This is a genomic window from Streptomyces sp. NPDC032721 (genome assembly GCF_055579625.1).
Map to the genome: position 1 here is coordinate 947,413 of NZ_JBVIMX010000001.1, position 15,314 is coordinate 962,726.

Consider the following 15,314-nt stretch of genomic DNA (forward strand, 5'->3'; position numbering starts at 1 on the left):
CACTTGTGCGTCTGCGGGAGGGCTCGGTCGTGGTTCACTCGCCGATCGGTTCGGGTTCCGGGTTCGGGCTCGCGTCCGATTCCGGGCTCGGGCTCGCGTCCGGTTCCAGGTCCGGGGCCGGGTACACCGCGTCCAGCAGGTCCCGTACGAAGCGGTCCGGGTCGTCCAGGCCCGCCGCCTCGATCGTGGCGGTGCCGCCCATGAGGAGGTGCGGGATGGCCGCGTGCAGGGCAAGGGTGACCGTGGCCGCGCGTTGCGGGGTGACCGGGAGTCCGGCGGCGCGCTGGGCCGCTTCCAGGCCCGCGAAGTCGGCTGCGGCGATGGGGTCGAGGATGGCCGCGAGCCAGGGGCGGCGGGCCGCCTCGGCCTGGAGTTCCAGGTAGGCGAGGAGGCGGTTGCGGCCGGGGCCCGCGACGTCTCCCAGGAGTGCGCCGCCCATCACCACCAGGGCTTCGCGGCTCGTCGGCAGGGGGCCGCCCGCCGCCCGGGCGGCGAGTTCGCGGTACTGCTCCAGGCAGCGTTCGGCGACCGCGCGCAGCAGCGCGTCCCTGGTGGGGAAGTAGTTCTTGGCGGTGCCGGGCGGCACTTCGGCGGCGGTGTCGACCGCCCGGTGCGTCAGCCCGCGCCCGCCCCCTTCGGCCAGTACCGCCATGGCCGCGTCGCGCAGCCTGTCCCGTCGATCCTGATTCACCTGGCCAAGACTACCCCATCCGTGGTACCACAGTTGTGGTACTAATGAAGGCACGGCAAGAGGTACGGCGATGAGTGGGGGTACGTCATGGCTGGAACGGCAGTGGTCGTGGGCGCGGGAATCGGTGGCCTGACCACGGCGATCGGCTTGCGCCGCGCCGGGTGGAACGTCTCGATCCTCGAACGGCGCCCGGACCTGGAGCAGTACGGCGCCGCCTTCGGCATCCACCCGGAAGCACAGGGCGCGCTCGACCGGCTCGGGCTCGGCGGGGTGCTGCGGGACCGGGCGGTCCCGTACCGGGGGGCGAAGATCCGCAATCCGGCCGGGAAGGTACTGGCGGCCCTTCCGCTGGAGCGCATCGAGAAGAAGGCGGGACGTCCCGAACTGCTCGTCTCCCGGCCGTACTTGATCCAGGCACTGCTGGCCGAGCTGGCCGCGTTCGGGGACGTACCGCTGAAGTTCGGCGAGAACGTCAGGGACGCCGACGCCGTGCACGCGCTGATCGCAGGGAACGATCTGGTGGTCGGCGCGGACGGGATCCGCAGCGGGGTGCGCACCGCCACGTTCGGCACCCGCAGCGGGCCCCGGGAGATCGGCACCGTCGCCTGGATCGGCATCGCGGACTTCGAGACCGGGATGTACGGGGAGACCTGGGGACGGGGCCGCTTCTTCGGCATGACCCCGGTCGAGCCGGGACGCACCAACTGGTACGCCACCGTTCCCGGCGCGACCACCGCCGACGAGCTGCGCGGCCACTTCGAGGGCTGGCACGACCCGATCCCGCGCCTGCTCGCCGAGACCGCCCCCGACCGCTGGATCCGGTACGAGATGCGGCACCTCTACCCCGCGCTGCCCACCTTCGTGCACGGCGGGAAGGTCGCGCTGGTCGGCGACGCCGCGCACGCCATGACCCCGAACCTGGGTCAGGGCGCGTGCACGGCGATCCTGGACGCGGAGGCTTTGACGCGTGCCGTCGCCGACCGTCCTGACCTGCCGGGCGCCCTGGGTGCGTACGACTCGGAGCGGCGCCGCAGCGCACAGCGGGTCGCCTTCGGCTCGCGCACTCTGCACCGTTTCATGTCGACGGAACGGGCCGGGCTGCGCGACGCGGTGGTCGGACTGCTGCCGTAACTCGCCACGCTGCTGGCCGACTTCGGCGCCCTCCGTGGGTGTGCGTCCCAGAGGTCCCAGAGGCCTCAGAGGTCGAGGACGAGCCGTGGGCCCTTGCAGCGGGAGACGCAGATCAGCATGGTCTCGCCCGCTTCGCGCTCGGCGTCGCTGAGGATCGAGTCGCGGTGGTCGGGGACGCCGTCCAGCACGTCGGTCTCGCAGGTTCCGCAGGTGCCCTCGCCGCAGGAGTAGAGGACGTCCACGCCTGCCTTGCGGAGCGTCTTGAGGATGGAGACTCCGGGGGCGACGGTCAGGGTCTTGGATGATCTGGAGAGGGTCAACTCGAAGGACTCGTCCGGGATTTCAGCGATCTCAGCCGCTTTCGGCTTCGGCTGGAAGCGTTCCATGTGCAGGGTGCCCGGGGGCCAGGTGGTGGCGTGGTGAGCGGTGATCGCGTCCAGGAGCGGGGCCGGGCCGCAGCAGTAGATCAGGGTGTCGGGGGTGGGGTCGGCCAGGGCTGCGGGGAGGTCGAGGAGGCCGGTCTCGTCCTGGGGGGCGAGGCGGATGCGGTCCGCTCCGTAACGCTGCGTCAGTTCACCTGCGTACGCGAGGGATTGGCGGGACCTGGCGCCGTAGAGGAGGGTCCAGTCGGCGCCCTTTCGCTCCGCTTCCACCAGCATCGGGAGGAGCGGGGTAATGCCGATGCCGCCTGCGACGAAGCGGTAGCGGGGGGCCGGGAGGAGAGGGAAGTGGTTGCGGGGGGCGTGGGCGCCGACCTGGGTGCCGGGGGTCAGGTTCTGGTGGACATACGCCGAACCGCCGCGCCCCGCAGGCTCGTTGAGCACCGCTATGCGCCAGGTGCGGCGGTCGGCGGGGTCGCCGCAGAGCGAGTACGAGCGGATCAGGTCTCGGGCGGCGTCGAGGATCAGGTCGATGTGGGCGCCGGGTTCCCAGGCGGGGAGCTCGGCGCCGGAGGCCTCTTGGAGGGTGAGGGCGAGGATGCCTTCGGCTGCCGACTCGGTGTGCGTGACGCGGAGTTGGAGGGCGGCGTGGTCGATCGGGGTGCTCATTGCGGTCCTCGGTGTCCTTCGGGGTGCGCCAGCAGCCAGTCCCACATCGCGGCCGGGTCCTGCGCGGTGTGCTCGGCGCCGCAGTGGCAGGTGCCGTGGAGACGGTCGGTGCCGGGGAGCCAGTGGATGCGGTAGATCCTGCCCGGCACTGCTGGAGCGGGAGTGGAAGCAGAGGTGGATGCGGGGGTCACCGGATGGTTTCCAGTGGTTTCGTGCCTTCTTCCGCCAGGCGGGCGAGGATGCGGCGTGCGGCGAGGGCGCCGGTGTCGATGTTGATGCTCAGTTCCTGGCGGCCGGGGGGCTCAGTGTCCAGGGTGCGCTGGAGGAGGTTGAGCGCGTCCACGTCCTGCATGACGACGGTGTGGTTGAACTCCCGGAGAAATTCCGTCACTTCGTGGTCGTCGGTGGCGAAGTCCCGCGACACCGCCCAGAAGTCGTACACCTTTCCCTCGCTGGAGGGGGTGATGGCGTACGTGATCTCGGTGTGGAAGGCGTTCGGGTCGCTGCCGTCCGGTTCGGGGAGCACGCCGACCGGGGCGATACGGCTGTGCAGCAGGTAGAGGCAGGGGGCGGAGTACTCGATGTCCTGCCAGCGGGTGATGCGGCCCTCGATGCCGGTGGAGCGGGCGTAGAAGGGCGGGCATTCGGCGTCGTCCATGTGCCTGCCGACGCGTACGACGCCCGCACCCTCGTCGACCTCGGTGGTGATGGGGGTGTCGGCGACCTCGGGCGTACCGATGTAGCCGCCGTGCAGGTACGTCTCGTGGGAGAGGTCCATGAGGTTGTCGACGAGCAGGCCGTGGTCGCCGTCGATGGGCTCCATGCCGGTAACCGTCGTCCAGGCCGGGTCGGCGAGGTGGCGGGCGCGCGGGATGGCCGCCGGGTCGGCGAGGGCCGGGTCGTCGCCGATCCAGATCCAGATCAGGGCGTCCTGTTCGACGACGGGGTACGAGGCGACGCGCGCGGTGCGCGGCACGCGTTTCTGGCCGGGTACGGAGACGCAGGTGCCGGTCGTGTCGTACGTGAAGCCGTGGTAGCCGCAGACGATGCGGTCGCCGTCGAGCCGGCTCTCGGAGAGCGGGAAGCGGCGGTGCACACAGCGGTCGGCGAGGGCCACCGGGGTGTGGTCGTCCTCGGTGCGGTAGAGGACGACGGGCTCGCCGAGGAAGGTCCGGCCGAGGAGCTCCCGGCCGACCTCGTGGGCGTGGGCGGCGACGTACCACTGGTTCCGGGCGAACGGGGTGCGGTGGGGCACGGGGTGGGTTCCCTTCGGGGTGGGGCCGGGGCCGGCGACGAGCGGCCCCGCACACGCAGCTTCGTGAATTCCCGCCGGGGCGGACAAGGCCGGTTCCGGCATCCGGAAAGGCGTGCCGAGGGCTGCCGAAAGCGGAGGGCGTCAGCGCTGCGCGCCCTCGGGGAGCGGCTCGACCGGTGAACTGTCCACCGGCAGCGCCGCGTTGCTCGTTTCGCGCATGGTCCAGAGCGTGACGACGGTGATGCCCGCCCCCGCACAGAGCAGCAGCGCCAGCGGCGTACTGCTGCCGTCGTACGCCGCGAGCAGGCTGCCCGCGATCAGCGGTGAGAAGCCCGCGCCGATCAGTGTGGCCGCCTGGTAGCCGAGCGAGGCGCCCGTATAGCGGACCCGGGTGCCGAACATCTCGGAGAGCAGTGCCCCCAGCGGTCCGTACATCGTGGACTGGGCGACCCCGTGCCCCAGGCACAGCGCCAGGATCAGCAGGCCGGGCGAGCCGGAGTCGACGAGCGTGACGACCGGGAAGGCCAGTGCGGCGGAGGCGATCGCTCCGGCCATCACGACCGGGCGGCGGCCCACCCGGTCGGAGAGCGCGGATGCCGCGGGCAGGACGAACAGGGCGAGGCAGGACGCGAGGGTGACCGCGGTGAGCACCTCGGAGCGGGTGTAGCCGTGGGTGACGGCGTACGAGATCATGAAGCCGGTCAGCAGCGACTGGGCGGTGAACGCGCTGATCCCGACGCAGCAGGCCTGGATCACCGGCTTGGGCTCGCGGAGCAGTTCGAAAAGGGGGAGCTTCGCGGCCGCGGACGCGGATTCCTTCTCGCGCTGGGCCTCCTTGAAGAGCGGGCTCTCCGTCACCTTGAGTCGTACGAAGAGGCCTACGGCGAGCAGCACCACGCTCAGCAGGAACGGCACACGCCACCCCCAGCTGCGGAAGTCGTCGTCGGGCAGCATGGAGACGAGGGTGACGACGCCCGCGGAGAGCACCGAGCCGAGCGGGGCGCCGAGTTGGGTGGCGCTGGACCACAGTCCCCGGCGCTTGCCGCCCGCGTGCTCGACATGTTCGACCACCATCAGGGTGGCGCCGCCCCACTCGCCGCCGATCGCCAGTCCCTGCACGACGCGCAGGGTGACCAGCAGGACCGGTGCCCAGACGCCGATGGCGTCGTAGGTGGGCAGCAGGCCGATGAGGAAGCTGCCCGTGCCCATCATGACCATGGTCAGCAGCATGATCGACTTACGGCCGACGCGGTCGCCGAAGTGGCCGAAGACGATGCCGCCGAGGGGGCGGGCGAGGTAGCCCGCGGCGAAGGTGCCGAAGGCGGCGATGGTGCCTACGGCCGGGTCGGCCTTCGGGAAGAAGAGCTCGCCGAAGACGAGGGCCGCGACCGTGCCGTAGACGAGGAAGTCATAGAGCTCCACTGCGGTGCCGAGCAGGCCGGAGAGCGCGACGCGGCGCAACTGCCTTGCTTCGTGCGGGGTTCGGCCGTCTGACGGCCGGCGGTTCGAGGTACGGGACGGCTGCATGACGGGCTCCCTGAGGATGGGCCGATGTCACCGCGAAGGTAGGCATCCTCGTGATTGCCGTCAATGTTTTGCACAACATGGATCACCGCACCGATCAGGCGAGACCCGCTTCCGCGACCCGGCGCAGGAGTGCGTGGAGGGTCTCCCGCTCCGCGTCGTCGAGCGGGGCGAGCAGTTCGTCGGTCACGCGCTCACCTGCGGTTTCGCTGCCCTGGAGGAAGTCGCGGCCGGGGTCGGTGAGTACGACGACGCGGCTGCGGCGGTCGCCGGGGGACGGCCTTCGCTCGACGAACCCGAGGCGTTCGAGGTCGTCGACGAGGCCGACGATCGCACTCGGGTCGTAACCGAGGCGGGCGCTCAACTCGCGTTGCAGCGCACCTTCGGAGCCGGCCAGGAAGCGGAGCAGCGCGTAGTGGCGCAGCCGCAGGCCCGACTCCTGGAGGGAGGTGTTGAAGAGCTGGCCGGAGCGCAGGCCGAGCCGGTACAGGAGGTAGCCGGTGTCGGCGTGCAGGCCGCGCATCCAGGGCTCGTGCGCGTCGATGGACTCTTCCGACGGTGAAGTGGCGGCCGGGGCCGATGACTTGCTGATGGCGTGCTCCCTGGGTCCTCGATGAGGGCTCGATACGAACTCGATGACGAACGCGCCCCAGCATGACGCAGATCGAATGTGCCAACAACCATTGACGACAACAATGATTGTCCTTAGCTTCGATCTGGCGGGGGCTGCCGGGTCCGCCCGGCCCGGCCCGCCCACCGCGTTCTCCCTCAACCCACCCACTCCGTAAGGAGCTTTCTGTGCCCACTCTCGATCTGACCGGCAAGGTCGCCCTCGTCACCGGCAGCGGACGCGGCCTCGGGCTCGCCTACGCCCGGGCGCTCGCCGCCGCCGGTGCGTCCGTCGTCGTCAACGACCTGGACGAGGCGGTCGCCGAGCAGGCCGTGAAGACCATCAGGGAGGCGGGCGGCACGGCGGTCGCCGAGGTGGCCGCGGTGGGTACGACCGAGGCGGCCGACCGGCTGGTCGGCCGTGCGGTCGAGGAGTTCGGGCGGCTCGACGTCCTGGTGACCAACGCGGGGGTGCTGCGCGACAAGGTGCTGTGGAAGATGACCGACGAGGACTTCGACACCGTCATCGGGGTGCATCTGCGCGGCACCTTCGCCTGCGCCCGGGCCGCGGCGGTCCGCATGCGGGAACAGGGCGAGGGCGGCAGCCTGATCCTGGTCGGCTCCCCCGCCGGCCAGCGCGGCAACTTCGGCCAGACCAACTACGCGGCCGCCAAGGCCGGTATCGCCGCGATGGCCCGCACCTGGTCGATGGAGCTGGGCCGCGCGAACATCACCGTCAACGCCATCGTGCCGGTCGCCGCGACCGCGATGACCGAGACCATCCCGGCCTTCGCCCCGTACGTCGAGGCGCTGCGCGGCGGCGAGCCGCTGCCCGGGTTCCTGCGCAAGGGCGAGGGCTTCGGCACCGCCGAGGACTGCGCGGCACTGGTTCCGTTCCTTGCCTCGGAGGCCGCGCGCGGGATCACCGGTCAGTGCATCGGCATCGGCGGCGACAAGCTGGCGCTGTGGTCGCACCCGCAGGAGGTCGCGGTGGCGTACGCGGACGGCGGCTGGGCCCCCGAGTCCATCGCCGAGTCCTGGCACACCTCGGTGGGCGCCGCACCGCAGACGGTCGGCATCCCGGCCCCGAAGGTGCCCGCCGCCGCCCCGTCCGGCAAGGGGGCGTGACGACATGACCCGTACGCCCGGACCGGACGACAGGACCCGTACGCCCGCCATGAACGTCGACGAGCTCGTCGCCATCGACGTGCACACCCACGCCGAGGTCTCCGCCAAGGGCAACTCCTCCCTCGACGACGACCTGGCCGACACCTCCAGCGCGTACTTCAAGGTCGAGGGCCGCGACCGCAAGCCCACGCTCCCGGAGATCGCCGCGTACTACCGCGAGCGGAGGATGGCCGCGGTGGTCTTCACCGTGGACGCCGAGCACGCCACCGGCACCGAGCCCGTCCCCAACGAGGAGGTCGCCGAGGCGGCGGCGGCCAATGCGGACGTGCTCATCCCGTTCGCCTCGATCGACCCGTTCCGGGGCAGGGCCGGGGTGCGCCGGGCACGCCGGCTGGTCGAGGAGTACGGCGTACGCGGCTTCAAGTTCCACCCGAACATCCAGGGCTTCTTCCCCAACGACCGGATCGCCTACGAGCTGTACGAGGTGATCGAGGAGGCCGGGGCCGTCGCCCTGTTCCACACCGGGCAGACCGGCATCGGCGCCGGGGTGCCGGGCGGGGGCGGTATTCGGCTGAAGTACTCCAACCCGATGTACGTCGACGACGTGGCCGTCGACTTCCCGCACCTGAAGATCATCCTGGCTCATCCCTCCTTCCCCTGGCAGGACGAGGCACTCGCGGTCGCCACCCACAAACCGGGCGTCCACATCGACCTGTCCGGCTGGTCGCCCAAGTACTTCCCGCCGCAGCTGGTCCAGTACGCCAACACCCTCCTGAAGGACAAGGTCCTGTTCGGCTCGGACTATCCGGTGCTGACCCCGGACCGCTGGCTCGCCGACTTCGACAAGCTGGGGATCAGGGACGAGGTCCGCCCGAAGATCCTCAAGGACAACGCCGCCCGACTGCTCGGCCTCACCTCGTGAACCCGCACCCCGTGAAACTCACCCCGTGAACCCGCACCTCGTGAACCTCACCCAATGAAGGGGACGCAACGATGCGCAACGAGGGAATCGGCTCCTGGCCCGCGCGCCGTGCCCGCAAGACACCGCACCGCACGGCACTGATCCACCAGCGGCAGAAGGTCAGTTACGCCGATCTCCACGACCGCACCACCCGCCTCGCGCACGCCCTGCACACCCGTGGTGTGCGGCGCGGCGACCGGGTCGCCTATCTCGGACCCAACCACCCCTCCTTCCTGGAGACCCTCTTCGCCACCGGTCTCCTCGGCGCCGTCTTCGTCCCGCTCAACACCCGGCTGGCGGCGCCCGAGATCGCCTACCAGCTCGCGGACTCGGGAGCCCGTCTCCTCGTCCACGCACCCAGTCTGTACGACGCCACTGACAACGGGCCCGCCCACGCCGTCGACCTCCTCGAAGTGGGCCCGCGCTACGAGGAGTCGCTCGCCGCGGCCCCGGGCGCCCTGGGCTCCTCGGCCGCCCCGATCGACGAGCCCGTCGCCCCGGACGACGTCTGCATCATCATGTACACCTCGGGCACCACCGGCCGTCCCAAGGGCGCCATGCTCACCCACGCCAACCTGGTCTGGAACGCGGTCAACGTCCTGGTCGACCAGGACCTGGCCGCCGACGAGCGCGCCCTGGTGTCCGCTCCCCTGTTCCACACCGCGGGCCTCAACATGCTCACCCTGCCCGTCCTCCTCAAGGGCGGCGCCTGCGTGCTCGCCGAGGCCTTCGATCCCGGTGCCACCTTCGACCTGATCGAGGAACACCGCATCACCTTCATGTTCGGCGTGCCCACCATGTACGACCGGATGGCCCGCCACCCCCGCTGGCCCGGCGCGGACCTGTCCTCCGTACGCCATCTGAGCTGCGGCGGCGCCCCGGTGCCGACCGGGCTCATCGCCGCGTACCAGGAGCGGGGCCTCGGCTTCCAGCAGGGGTACGGGATGACGGAGGCGGCGCCCGGCACGCTCTTCCTCGACGCGGAGCACGCTGTCGGGAAGGCGGGCTCGGCGGGGGTCCCGCACTTCTTCAGCGATGTCGCCGTGGTCGGGCCGGACCTCACGCCGGTCGGCGTCGGCGAGGCGGGCGAGATCCATGTGTGCGGGCCGCACGTCATGCCCGGCTACTGGGGGCTGCCCAAGGAGAGCGCGGAGGCGTTCCACGACGGCTGGTTCCGTACCGGGGACATGGCCTGGGTGGACGAGGACGGCTTCGTCACCATCGTGGACCGGCTCAAGGACATGATCATCTCCGGCGGCGAGAACGTCTATCCCGCCGAGGTCGAGGACGCCCTGCTCGCCCATCCCGATGTCGTCGAGTGCGCGGTGATCGGGGTCCCCGACGAGCGGTGGGGCGAGGTGCCGCGCGCGGTCGTCGTCGTACGGGAGGGGGCGACGGCGGGGCCCGAGGAGATCCTCGGCTCGCTCGGCGGGCGGCTCGCCAAGTACAAGATCCCCAAGTCGGTGGTGGTGGCCGAGGAGCTGCCGCGCACCGCCTCCGGAAAGCTCATCAAGCCTCGCGTACGGACCCTGTACGGCACACCGCAGGCCGGCACCGTGCGGGAACCCGACTCACCTCAAGAGACTTAAGAGAAAGGCACGTTCATGACGAACACCGTTCCCGGCATCGACGCCCTCAAGAAGCTCGCGGGCAGCGATCTCGGCGCCAGTGAGTGGATCACCGTCTCGCAGGAGCGCATCAACGGCTTCGCGGACGCGACCGGCGACCACCAGTGGATCCACGTGGACCCGGAACGCGCGAAGGACGGCCCGTTCGGGGCGCCCATCGCGCACGGCTATCTGACGCTCTCCCTCTTCATCCCGCTCTTCACCGAGCTGCTCGACGTCGAGGGCGTCGCCACGAAGGTCAACTACGGCCTGAACAAGGTGCGTTTCCCCGCGCCCGTCCCGGCGGGGTCCCGGCTGCGGCTCGTCGCGAGGCTGACCGAGGTCGCGGACATCGCGGGCGGTGTACAGATCACCGTGGGCGGCACGATAGAGATCGAGGGCGGCGCGAAGCCGGCGTGCGTGCTGGAGAGCGTGTCGCGCTTTTACGCGTAGCGGCTTTCATGCACTGGGGGCGGGGTCCGGCTCGGCCTCCGGGTCCGGGTCCGGGTCCGGGCGGACCGGTACCAGGTCGAGCAGTATGGCCGCCGACTCCGTTGCCGCTGCGTCGAGTTGGGCGTGCACCGTGCGGTACGTCCGCTCGGCCCGCTCGGCCGGCCAGTCGTCGGGCAGGTGCTTCACCGGCAGTCTCGGGTCGCTGCGGATGATCCGCAGCCACTCGGTGGACATCCGCAGCCGCCGCACCAGCGCGTCGTCGCCGTCGGCGGGCGGGGTGGGCGCCTCCCCCGGCGCTCGCCCTGACGGTTGCCCCGACGGCTGCCATCGGCGTACGAACTCCTCGTAACGCGCGGCGAGTTCGGAGAGCTGCCAGGCCTCCTCGATCATCGCGCCGATGTCGGTGCCGGCGTCGGCGTGCGCCCGGAAGACCTTGACGTGGGCGGACAGACCGAGCTCGGCGACGAGGGAGGCGACGTCGACCTCGCCGGGGGCGATCCACAGCCCGCTGAACAGCGGTCCGAAGCCGTTCCACACCAGCCGCGAGCGCAGGTCGTGCCGCTGCCGCTGCCAGGCCTCGGGGAGCGAGAAGCCGAGCAGGGTCCAGGTGCCGTCCCAGTCGCGGTTGACCGCGCCGGTCCGCCAGATCCGCCGGTCGCCGTCGCGCAGGACCTCCTCGCAGTGGGCGGTGAGACCGAAGTACATCCTTCGGCCCTCGCGCTGTCTGCGCAGCAGCCCCCGTCCCACCATCCGGGTCAGCGTGGAGCGGGTGGCCTGCTCCCCCACGCCCGCGCGCCGGAAGAGCTCGATGACACTGCCCGAGTACACGCAGACGTCCCGGCCCAGCACCTGGTCGCCGAGGAACGTCAGCATCAACGACTGCGGGCGGAGCGCTTCTTCGCTGGTCACACCTCCACGGTAGCCGTCGCCGGGACGGCTCCGGCGACCGCGTCCGGACGGATTTCGACGCCGGTAAACCCCACCAAAAGCGGCGGAGACGGTCATCGAGCTTGCGTTCGAGGGTGGTTCACATGGTGGGATGAGCCGATGCGACCCCCCACACGCATGAACCCTCAGAACGATTCCCCCCACGAACCGGGCAGGCCACGCAATCCGTACGACGAGCTCGCCCGCCTCGCCCCGCCCGAACCCGACTACGGAGCGTACGAACCCGACACGGGCATCCTCGGCCTCGGACTGAAGTCGGACGACGATGACGAGGACGACGAGTGGCAGCCGCCGAACCACCGGGGGCGCAGCCGCATGGCGGCCGTGCCCGTGGTCTTCAAGGTGGTCGTGGCCGTGGTGGTCTGTGCCGCTTTCCTGGTGCTCGCGGACCGGTTCGCGCTGCTGTACGCGCAGGACAAGGCCGAGGACCAGCTGAAGAAGTCGATGAAGCTGGCCACGGCCCCCGAGGTCGACATCCACGGCTTCCCGTTCCTCACCCAGGTCTTCGAGAAGCGTCTCGACCGGGTCGACGTCGCCGTGCCCGACGTCGCGGCGGACCGGGTGTCCATCGCGGAGGTACGGGCGACTGCCCGCGACATCAGCATCGTCGGCAGCCTCCCGACGTCGGTCCAGGGCGCCGTCATCGGGAGCGTGGAGGGCGACGTACTGCTGTCCTTCGACGACCTGAACCGTGAACTCGGCTCTTCCCAGGCCAAGTTCAAGAAGGACGGGCACGACAGGATCAAGGTGACCGGCGAGCTGCCGATCGCCGGGACGAAGGTGCTGATCGGCGCCGAGGCGCACATCCGGCGCGACGGGGACCAGGCGGTGTCCACGACCATCGACCACATGCGGGTCGATCTGCCGGGCCTGGTGACGTACCGCCCCGGCAAGGACCGGGCCACCTCGGGCCTGCGCCTGCACCCGCAGGCGGCGGCGGAGCTCGCCAAGCAGGTGTCCCGGGTCAAGGAGCTGTTGTCGGTCCCGTCGGTGGTGGACCGCCTCGGCATCCCGAAGGAGTGGGTCGCCAAGGCGCTCAGCAGCGAGGCGGAGCTGCACAGGCTGACCGGGTCTCCGCAGTTCGTGAAACAGCTGATGAAGCTGAACCTGGTGGATGTGGTGATCGACCACCCGTGGCTGCTGGAGAAGGTCGGCATCGACCCGAAGATGATCGCCTCGCTGCTGGCGATGCGCCCGCCGGAGCTCTCGGAGAAGCTGTCGATGTCGTTCCGTCTGCCGAAGACGCCTGGTGAGCTGCGGCTGCGGGAGATCAAGGTGGAGCCGGAGGGGATCCGGGCGGATCTGGCGGGGACGGGGCTGACGTTCGGCGACGTAGCCAAGAAGGGCTGACGGGGGAGGCGCGGGGGGCGGCTTCGGCCGCGCCCCGCGCCCCCCTTACGGCCGGCCACCCGGCCCGCCGCATCGCGCCTGCGGCGGGCCGGGCCCCGGGTGTGGCGTGTGATGCGGTTGGAGCCTTGCCTTGGGCGCTAGCGGCGCAGCGGGCCTTCGCAGACGTACGGTGCGGTGCCCGCCTTCGCGTTGGACCAGAGCTTGACCGCGCCGAAGGAGCAGTTCATGTCGGCGAGGTTGTTCGCGGCCGGCTCGGCGCGGTCGAGGATGAAGTAGTCGACGGTCTCCGAGACGTCCTTGAAGACCGCGCTGGGGTCGTTGGGGTTGGACAGGTTCGCGGTGATGCTTCCGGTGCAGACGAACCGGCCCATCTCCTTGCCGCCGTCGTCCTTGCAGACGGGGTCCATGGAGGTGGCGGACCTGAAGGCGTTCTTCACGTCGGCGACGGCCGCGTACTTGAGCGAACCGTTGGGCGTGTACTGGGTGTTGGGCACGAAGAGGTCGTCGACGATGGCGATCTGCTGGTCGAGGAAGGCGTCGTAGCCGCGCTGGAGGTTGGCGTCGGAGCCCTGCTGCTTGCGCCAGTTGTCGAAGGCCGTGGGGTTGTTGGCCCGCAGGTGCCGGTACATCTCCTGGAGCTTGCCCGGGTGGTCGCGCCAGAGGTACTCGAAGAAGGTTCCGGCGTACGAGTAGAAGCGGAAGCCGTCGCCGTCGTACGTGGCGTGCAGCAGCTGATTGACCGTCATGCGGGGCTTGCCGCCCTGCGTGTCGTTGATGATGTCCTCGACGAGCGACTGGCGTACGGCGATGCCGTCGTCGCGGGTGGCGCCGTCGAAGAACTCGCCCGTTCCCTCGTCCATGGCGGTCGTACGGTCGTTCTGGTACCAGGGGCCCTCGCCGAACGAACCGTGCACGGCGAAGCGGCCGTTGAGGTAGTGCGTGTACTCGTGGCGGAAGAGCTCTTCGAGGGTGAGCGAGGAGTCCTGCGGGACGCGGCGCTGGTAGGTGTAGAAGGTGGCGCCCTTCTCGATGTAGATGCCACCGTTGTTGGTGTCCATGCCGGTGAGGAGCGGGTGGTACGTCTCGTAGTCGGCGCGCGAGCCGTAGAGGACGATGTTGAGGGTGGTGTTGGTGTCGCCCGCGATCGGCTCGGTGCTGCCGATCACCCGGTGGAACTGGGCCTTGACCTGCTTTGACGCGTAGTAGAGCTGGTCGACGGTGGCGCGGTCGAGGCCGGTGCGGACCTTGATGGTGCCGTTGTCGTAGGAGTAGGTGTACGGGAAGATCTTCTTCTCGATGTCGCCCTTGCAGATGCCGTACTGCGCGCAGGCGCCGAAGTAGTTGAGCCAGCTGGCGACCTTGGCCCAGGGCTGGCTGCCCTCGCCGAAGTTCTGCTTGGTGGTGGCCAGGAGGGTGCCGAGGTCGGCGACGATGCCGGTCTTGAGCTCGGGTATCTCGCCGAACCGGCCGTACTCGCTGAGTGCGTCGCGCACCACCCACTCGTTCTCGGTGCCCTTGAGGTGGGTGTAGCCGGCGAAGGCCTTGAAGGCGGCGCGGTAGGTGGGGTCGTTGCTGACGGCGGTGCGGAACGCGGTGTCCTGGTTGCCGGGGTAGACGCCGAGGTAGTTGAGGGAGAGCGCGGAGAGCGCGGCTCCGGCCCAGTAGCGGTCCTTGTGGGTGGCGGTGTGGGACGGGTCCATGGTGGCCAGCACCTTCTGGACCAGGGCTAGTTGGTGCTGCCGCAGGCCGGGGGCGGTACCGGCGATGAGGGCTTCGCGGAGGGTTTCGGCGTTGGCCCTGGTGACGTCGAAGGTACGGGCCGCGGTGCCGAAGGCGGCTATCGCGCGGCGCATGGCGTCGACGGTGGGGGCGTCGGTGACGTCGATCTCGTCGCGCGAGAAGTCGTGGTAGGCGACCGCGTGGAGGTAGGTGAACATCTCCAGGAGGTGGGTGGAGTTCCTGCCGTCGTGGGCGGCGGCGAGGGATTCCGCGCGCCGGGAGACGGCCTGGACGTGGGCGTCCGACATGACGGGGACCAGCCGGGCGTCCCAGGTCCAGATCAGGTCGCGCAGACAGCCGTCGGCGGTGACGGCCGGGTCGGCCAGGAAGTCGGCGAACTGGGTGGGGTTCAGCCGGGTGATGCCGTCGAGCGTGCAGGGTGCGACGGCGGCTCTGGGTGCGGTAGCGGCCGCGGGTCTCTGGGCGGGATCAAGGGGCTTGGTCTGCGCGCCGGGGACGCGGCCCTTGCTGGTGACGGCACGCGGTGCCGGGGCGGGCTCGTTCTTCAACTTCGGTGCGGTGGCGAGGCGTTGGACCTCGTCGAAGGGGTTGGCGGTACGGGCCTTCGGCTGCTTGGGGACGGCGGCGAAGGGGGTGGCGGCGGCCGGCGCGGGGGGATTGGGCGCGGCCTGGGCGGAGGACTGGACGACCGGGAGTACGAGGGTGGCCGAGAGGGTGGCGGCCAGCAGGATCCTGCGCGGCATACGCGGGTGTGACACCTGAATCTCCGGATCTGTGTGGGGAGTTGATTGGGCGAGGAGGACGGACTCCGTCGACTCCCCGGCCCGAGGTGTGACCCGTAACATAGTAATGTGAAATTGCACTGACA

General features: G+C 70.3%; 14 protein-coding genes. 6 read left to right on the forward strand and 8 right to left on the reverse strand.

The window, feature by feature from the left end; all coding sequences use genetic code 11:
• Positions 1 to 34: 34 nt before the first annotated feature.
• Entirely contained in the window at positions 35 to 691 is a 657-nt protein-coding gene (locus ACZ5PB_RS04025; protein WP_468687555.1) for a TetR/AcrR family transcriptional regulator, read from the reverse strand.
• Positions 692 to 778: 87 nt separating this feature from the next.
• On the opposite strand from ACZ5PB_RS04025, the gene ACZ5PB_RS04030 reads away from it, so the two are divergent.
• Positions 779 to 1,822, forward strand: coding sequence for an FAD-dependent oxidoreductase (locus tag ACZ5PB_RS04030; protein WP_468687557.1), 1,044 nt, complete (start codon positions 779 to 781; stop codon positions 1,820 to 1,822).
• A 65-nt stretch (positions 1,823 to 1,887) separates the two neighbouring features.
• Here ACZ5PB_RS04030 and ACZ5PB_RS04035 read toward each other — a convergent pair whose 3' ends face one another.
• From ACZ5PB_RS04035 to ACZ5PB_RS04055, 5 genes are all read right to left on the reverse strand, one after another.
• A complete protein-coding gene (locus tag ACZ5PB_RS04035; RefSeq protein WP_468687559.1) occupies positions 1,888 to 2,871 on the reverse strand; it encodes a PDR/VanB family oxidoreductase in 984 nt (327 codons plus the stop codon).
• On the reverse strand, positions 2,868 to 3,062 hold the full coding sequence (locus tag ACZ5PB_RS04040) for a hypothetical protein (protein ID WP_468687561.1): 195 nt from the start codon (positions 3,060 to 3,062) through the stop codon (positions 2,868 to 2,870). The genes ACZ5PB_RS04035 and ACZ5PB_RS04040 overlap by 4 nt, the downstream gene beginning before the upstream one ends.
• Positions 3,059 to 4,126 (reverse strand): Rieske 2Fe-2S domain-containing protein, encoded by a 1,068-nt coding sequence (locus ACZ5PB_RS04045; protein WP_468687563.1) that lies wholly within the window; start codon positions 4,124 to 4,126, stop codon positions 3,059 to 3,061. Before ACZ5PB_RS04045 ends, ACZ5PB_RS04040 begins: the two co-directional genes overlap by 4 nt.
• A gap of 141 nt (positions 4,127 to 4,267) precedes the next feature.
• Positions 4,268 to 5,653 carry an MFS transporter gene (locus ACZ5PB_RS04050; protein ID WP_468687564.1) on the reverse strand — a complete coding sequence of 462 codons (1,386 nt, stop codon included), beginning with the start codon at positions 5,651 to 5,653 and terminating at the stop codon, positions 4,268 to 4,270.
• A 94-nt stretch (positions 5,654 to 5,747) separates the two neighbouring features.
• On the reverse strand, positions 5,748 to 6,173 hold the full coding sequence (locus ACZ5PB_RS04055; RefSeq protein ID WP_468687566.1) for a MarR family winged helix-turn-helix transcriptional regulator: 426 nt from the start codon (positions 6,171 to 6,173) through the stop codon (positions 5,748 to 5,750).
• A gap of 275 nt (positions 6,174 to 6,448) precedes the next feature.
• On the opposite strand from ACZ5PB_RS04055, the gene ACZ5PB_RS04060 reads away from it, so the two are divergent.
• From ACZ5PB_RS04060 to ACZ5PB_RS04075, 4 genes are all read left to right on the forward strand, one after another.
• Positions 6,449 to 7,387 (forward strand): SDR family NAD(P)-dependent oxidoreductase, encoded by a 939-nt coding sequence (locus tag ACZ5PB_RS04060; protein ID WP_468687568.1) that lies wholly within the window; start codon positions 6,449 to 6,451, stop codon positions 7,385 to 7,387.
• A 49-nt stretch (positions 7,388 to 7,436) separates the two neighbouring features.
• Positions 7,437 to 8,309, forward strand: coding sequence for an amidohydrolase family protein (locus ACZ5PB_RS04065; RefSeq protein ID WP_468688271.1), 873 nt, complete (start codon positions 7,437 to 7,439; stop codon positions 8,307 to 8,309).
• A gap of 71 nt (positions 8,310 to 8,380) precedes the next feature.
• Complete coding sequence (locus tag ACZ5PB_RS04070; RefSeq protein ID WP_468687570.1) at positions 8,381 to 9,937, forward strand: acyl-CoA synthetase; 1,557 nt, start codon at positions 8,381 to 8,383, stop codon at positions 9,935 to 9,937.
• Positions 9,938 to 9,952: 15 nt separating this feature from the next.
• On the forward strand, positions 9,953 to 10,408 hold the full coding sequence (locus ACZ5PB_RS04075; protein ID WP_468687571.1) for a MaoC family dehydratase: 456 nt from the start codon (positions 9,953 to 9,955) through the stop codon (positions 10,406 to 10,408).
• Positions 10,409 to 10,414: 6 nt separating this feature from the next.
• Here the strand turns inward: ACZ5PB_RS04075 and ACZ5PB_RS04080 are convergent, their stop codons facing one another.
• Entirely contained in the window at positions 10,415 to 11,317 is a 903-nt protein-coding gene (locus tag ACZ5PB_RS04080) for a PaaX family transcriptional regulator (protein ID WP_468687573.1), read from the reverse strand.
• Positions 11,318 to 11,473: 156 nt separating this feature from the next.
• Here ACZ5PB_RS04080 and ACZ5PB_RS04085 point away from each other — a divergent pair, with 156 nt between their 5' ends.
• Entirely contained in the window at positions 11,474 to 12,706 is a 1,233-nt protein-coding gene (locus ACZ5PB_RS04085) for an LmeA family phospholipid-binding protein (protein ID WP_468687574.1), read from the forward strand.
• Between the two features lie 137 nt (positions 12,707 to 12,843).
• On the opposite strand, the gene ACZ5PB_RS04090 is transcribed toward ACZ5PB_RS04085, so the two are convergent.
• Complete coding sequence (locus tag ACZ5PB_RS04090) at positions 12,844 to 15,189, reverse strand: collagenase (protein ID WP_468687575.1); 2,346 nt, start codon at positions 15,187 to 15,189, stop codon at positions 12,844 to 12,846.
• Positions 15,190 to 15,314 lie beyond the last annotated feature (125 nt).

Coding starts and splice junctions, on each gene's coding strand:
- ACZ5PB_RS04030 (WP_468687557.1), top strand. CDS start 779: ATGGCTGGAACGGCAGTGGTCGTGGGCGCGGGAATCGGTGGCCTGACC.
- ACZ5PB_RS04035 (WP_468687559.1), bottom strand. CDS start 2,871: ATGAGCACCCCGATCGACCACGCCGCCCTCCAACTCCGCGTCACGCAC.
- ACZ5PB_RS04050 (WP_468687564.1), bottom strand. CDS start 5,653: ATGCAGCCGTCCCGTACCTCGAACCGCCGGCCGTCAGACGGCCGAACC.
- ACZ5PB_RS04055 (WP_468687566.1), bottom strand. CDS start 6,173: ATGCGCGGCCTGCACGCCGACACCGGCTACCTCCTGTACCGGCTCGGC.
- ACZ5PB_RS04065 (WP_468688271.1), top strand. CDS start 7,437: ATGAACGTCGACGAGCTCGTCGCCATCGACGTGCACACCCACGCCGAG.
- ACZ5PB_RS04070 (WP_468687570.1), top strand. CDS start 8,381: ATGCGCAACGAGGGAATCGGCTCCTGGCCCGCGCGCCGTGCCCGCAAG.
- ACZ5PB_RS04075 (WP_468687571.1), top strand. CDS start 9,953: ATGACGAACACCGTTCCCGGCATCGACGCCCTCAAGAAGCTCGCGGGC.
- ACZ5PB_RS04085 (WP_468687574.1), top strand. CDS start 11,474: ATGAACCCTCAGAACGATTCCCCCCACGAACCGGGCAGGCCACGCAAT.
- ACZ5PB_RS04090 (WP_468687575.1), bottom strand. CDS start 15,189: ATGCCGCGCAGGATCCTGCTGGCCGCCACCCTCTCGGCCACCCTCGTA.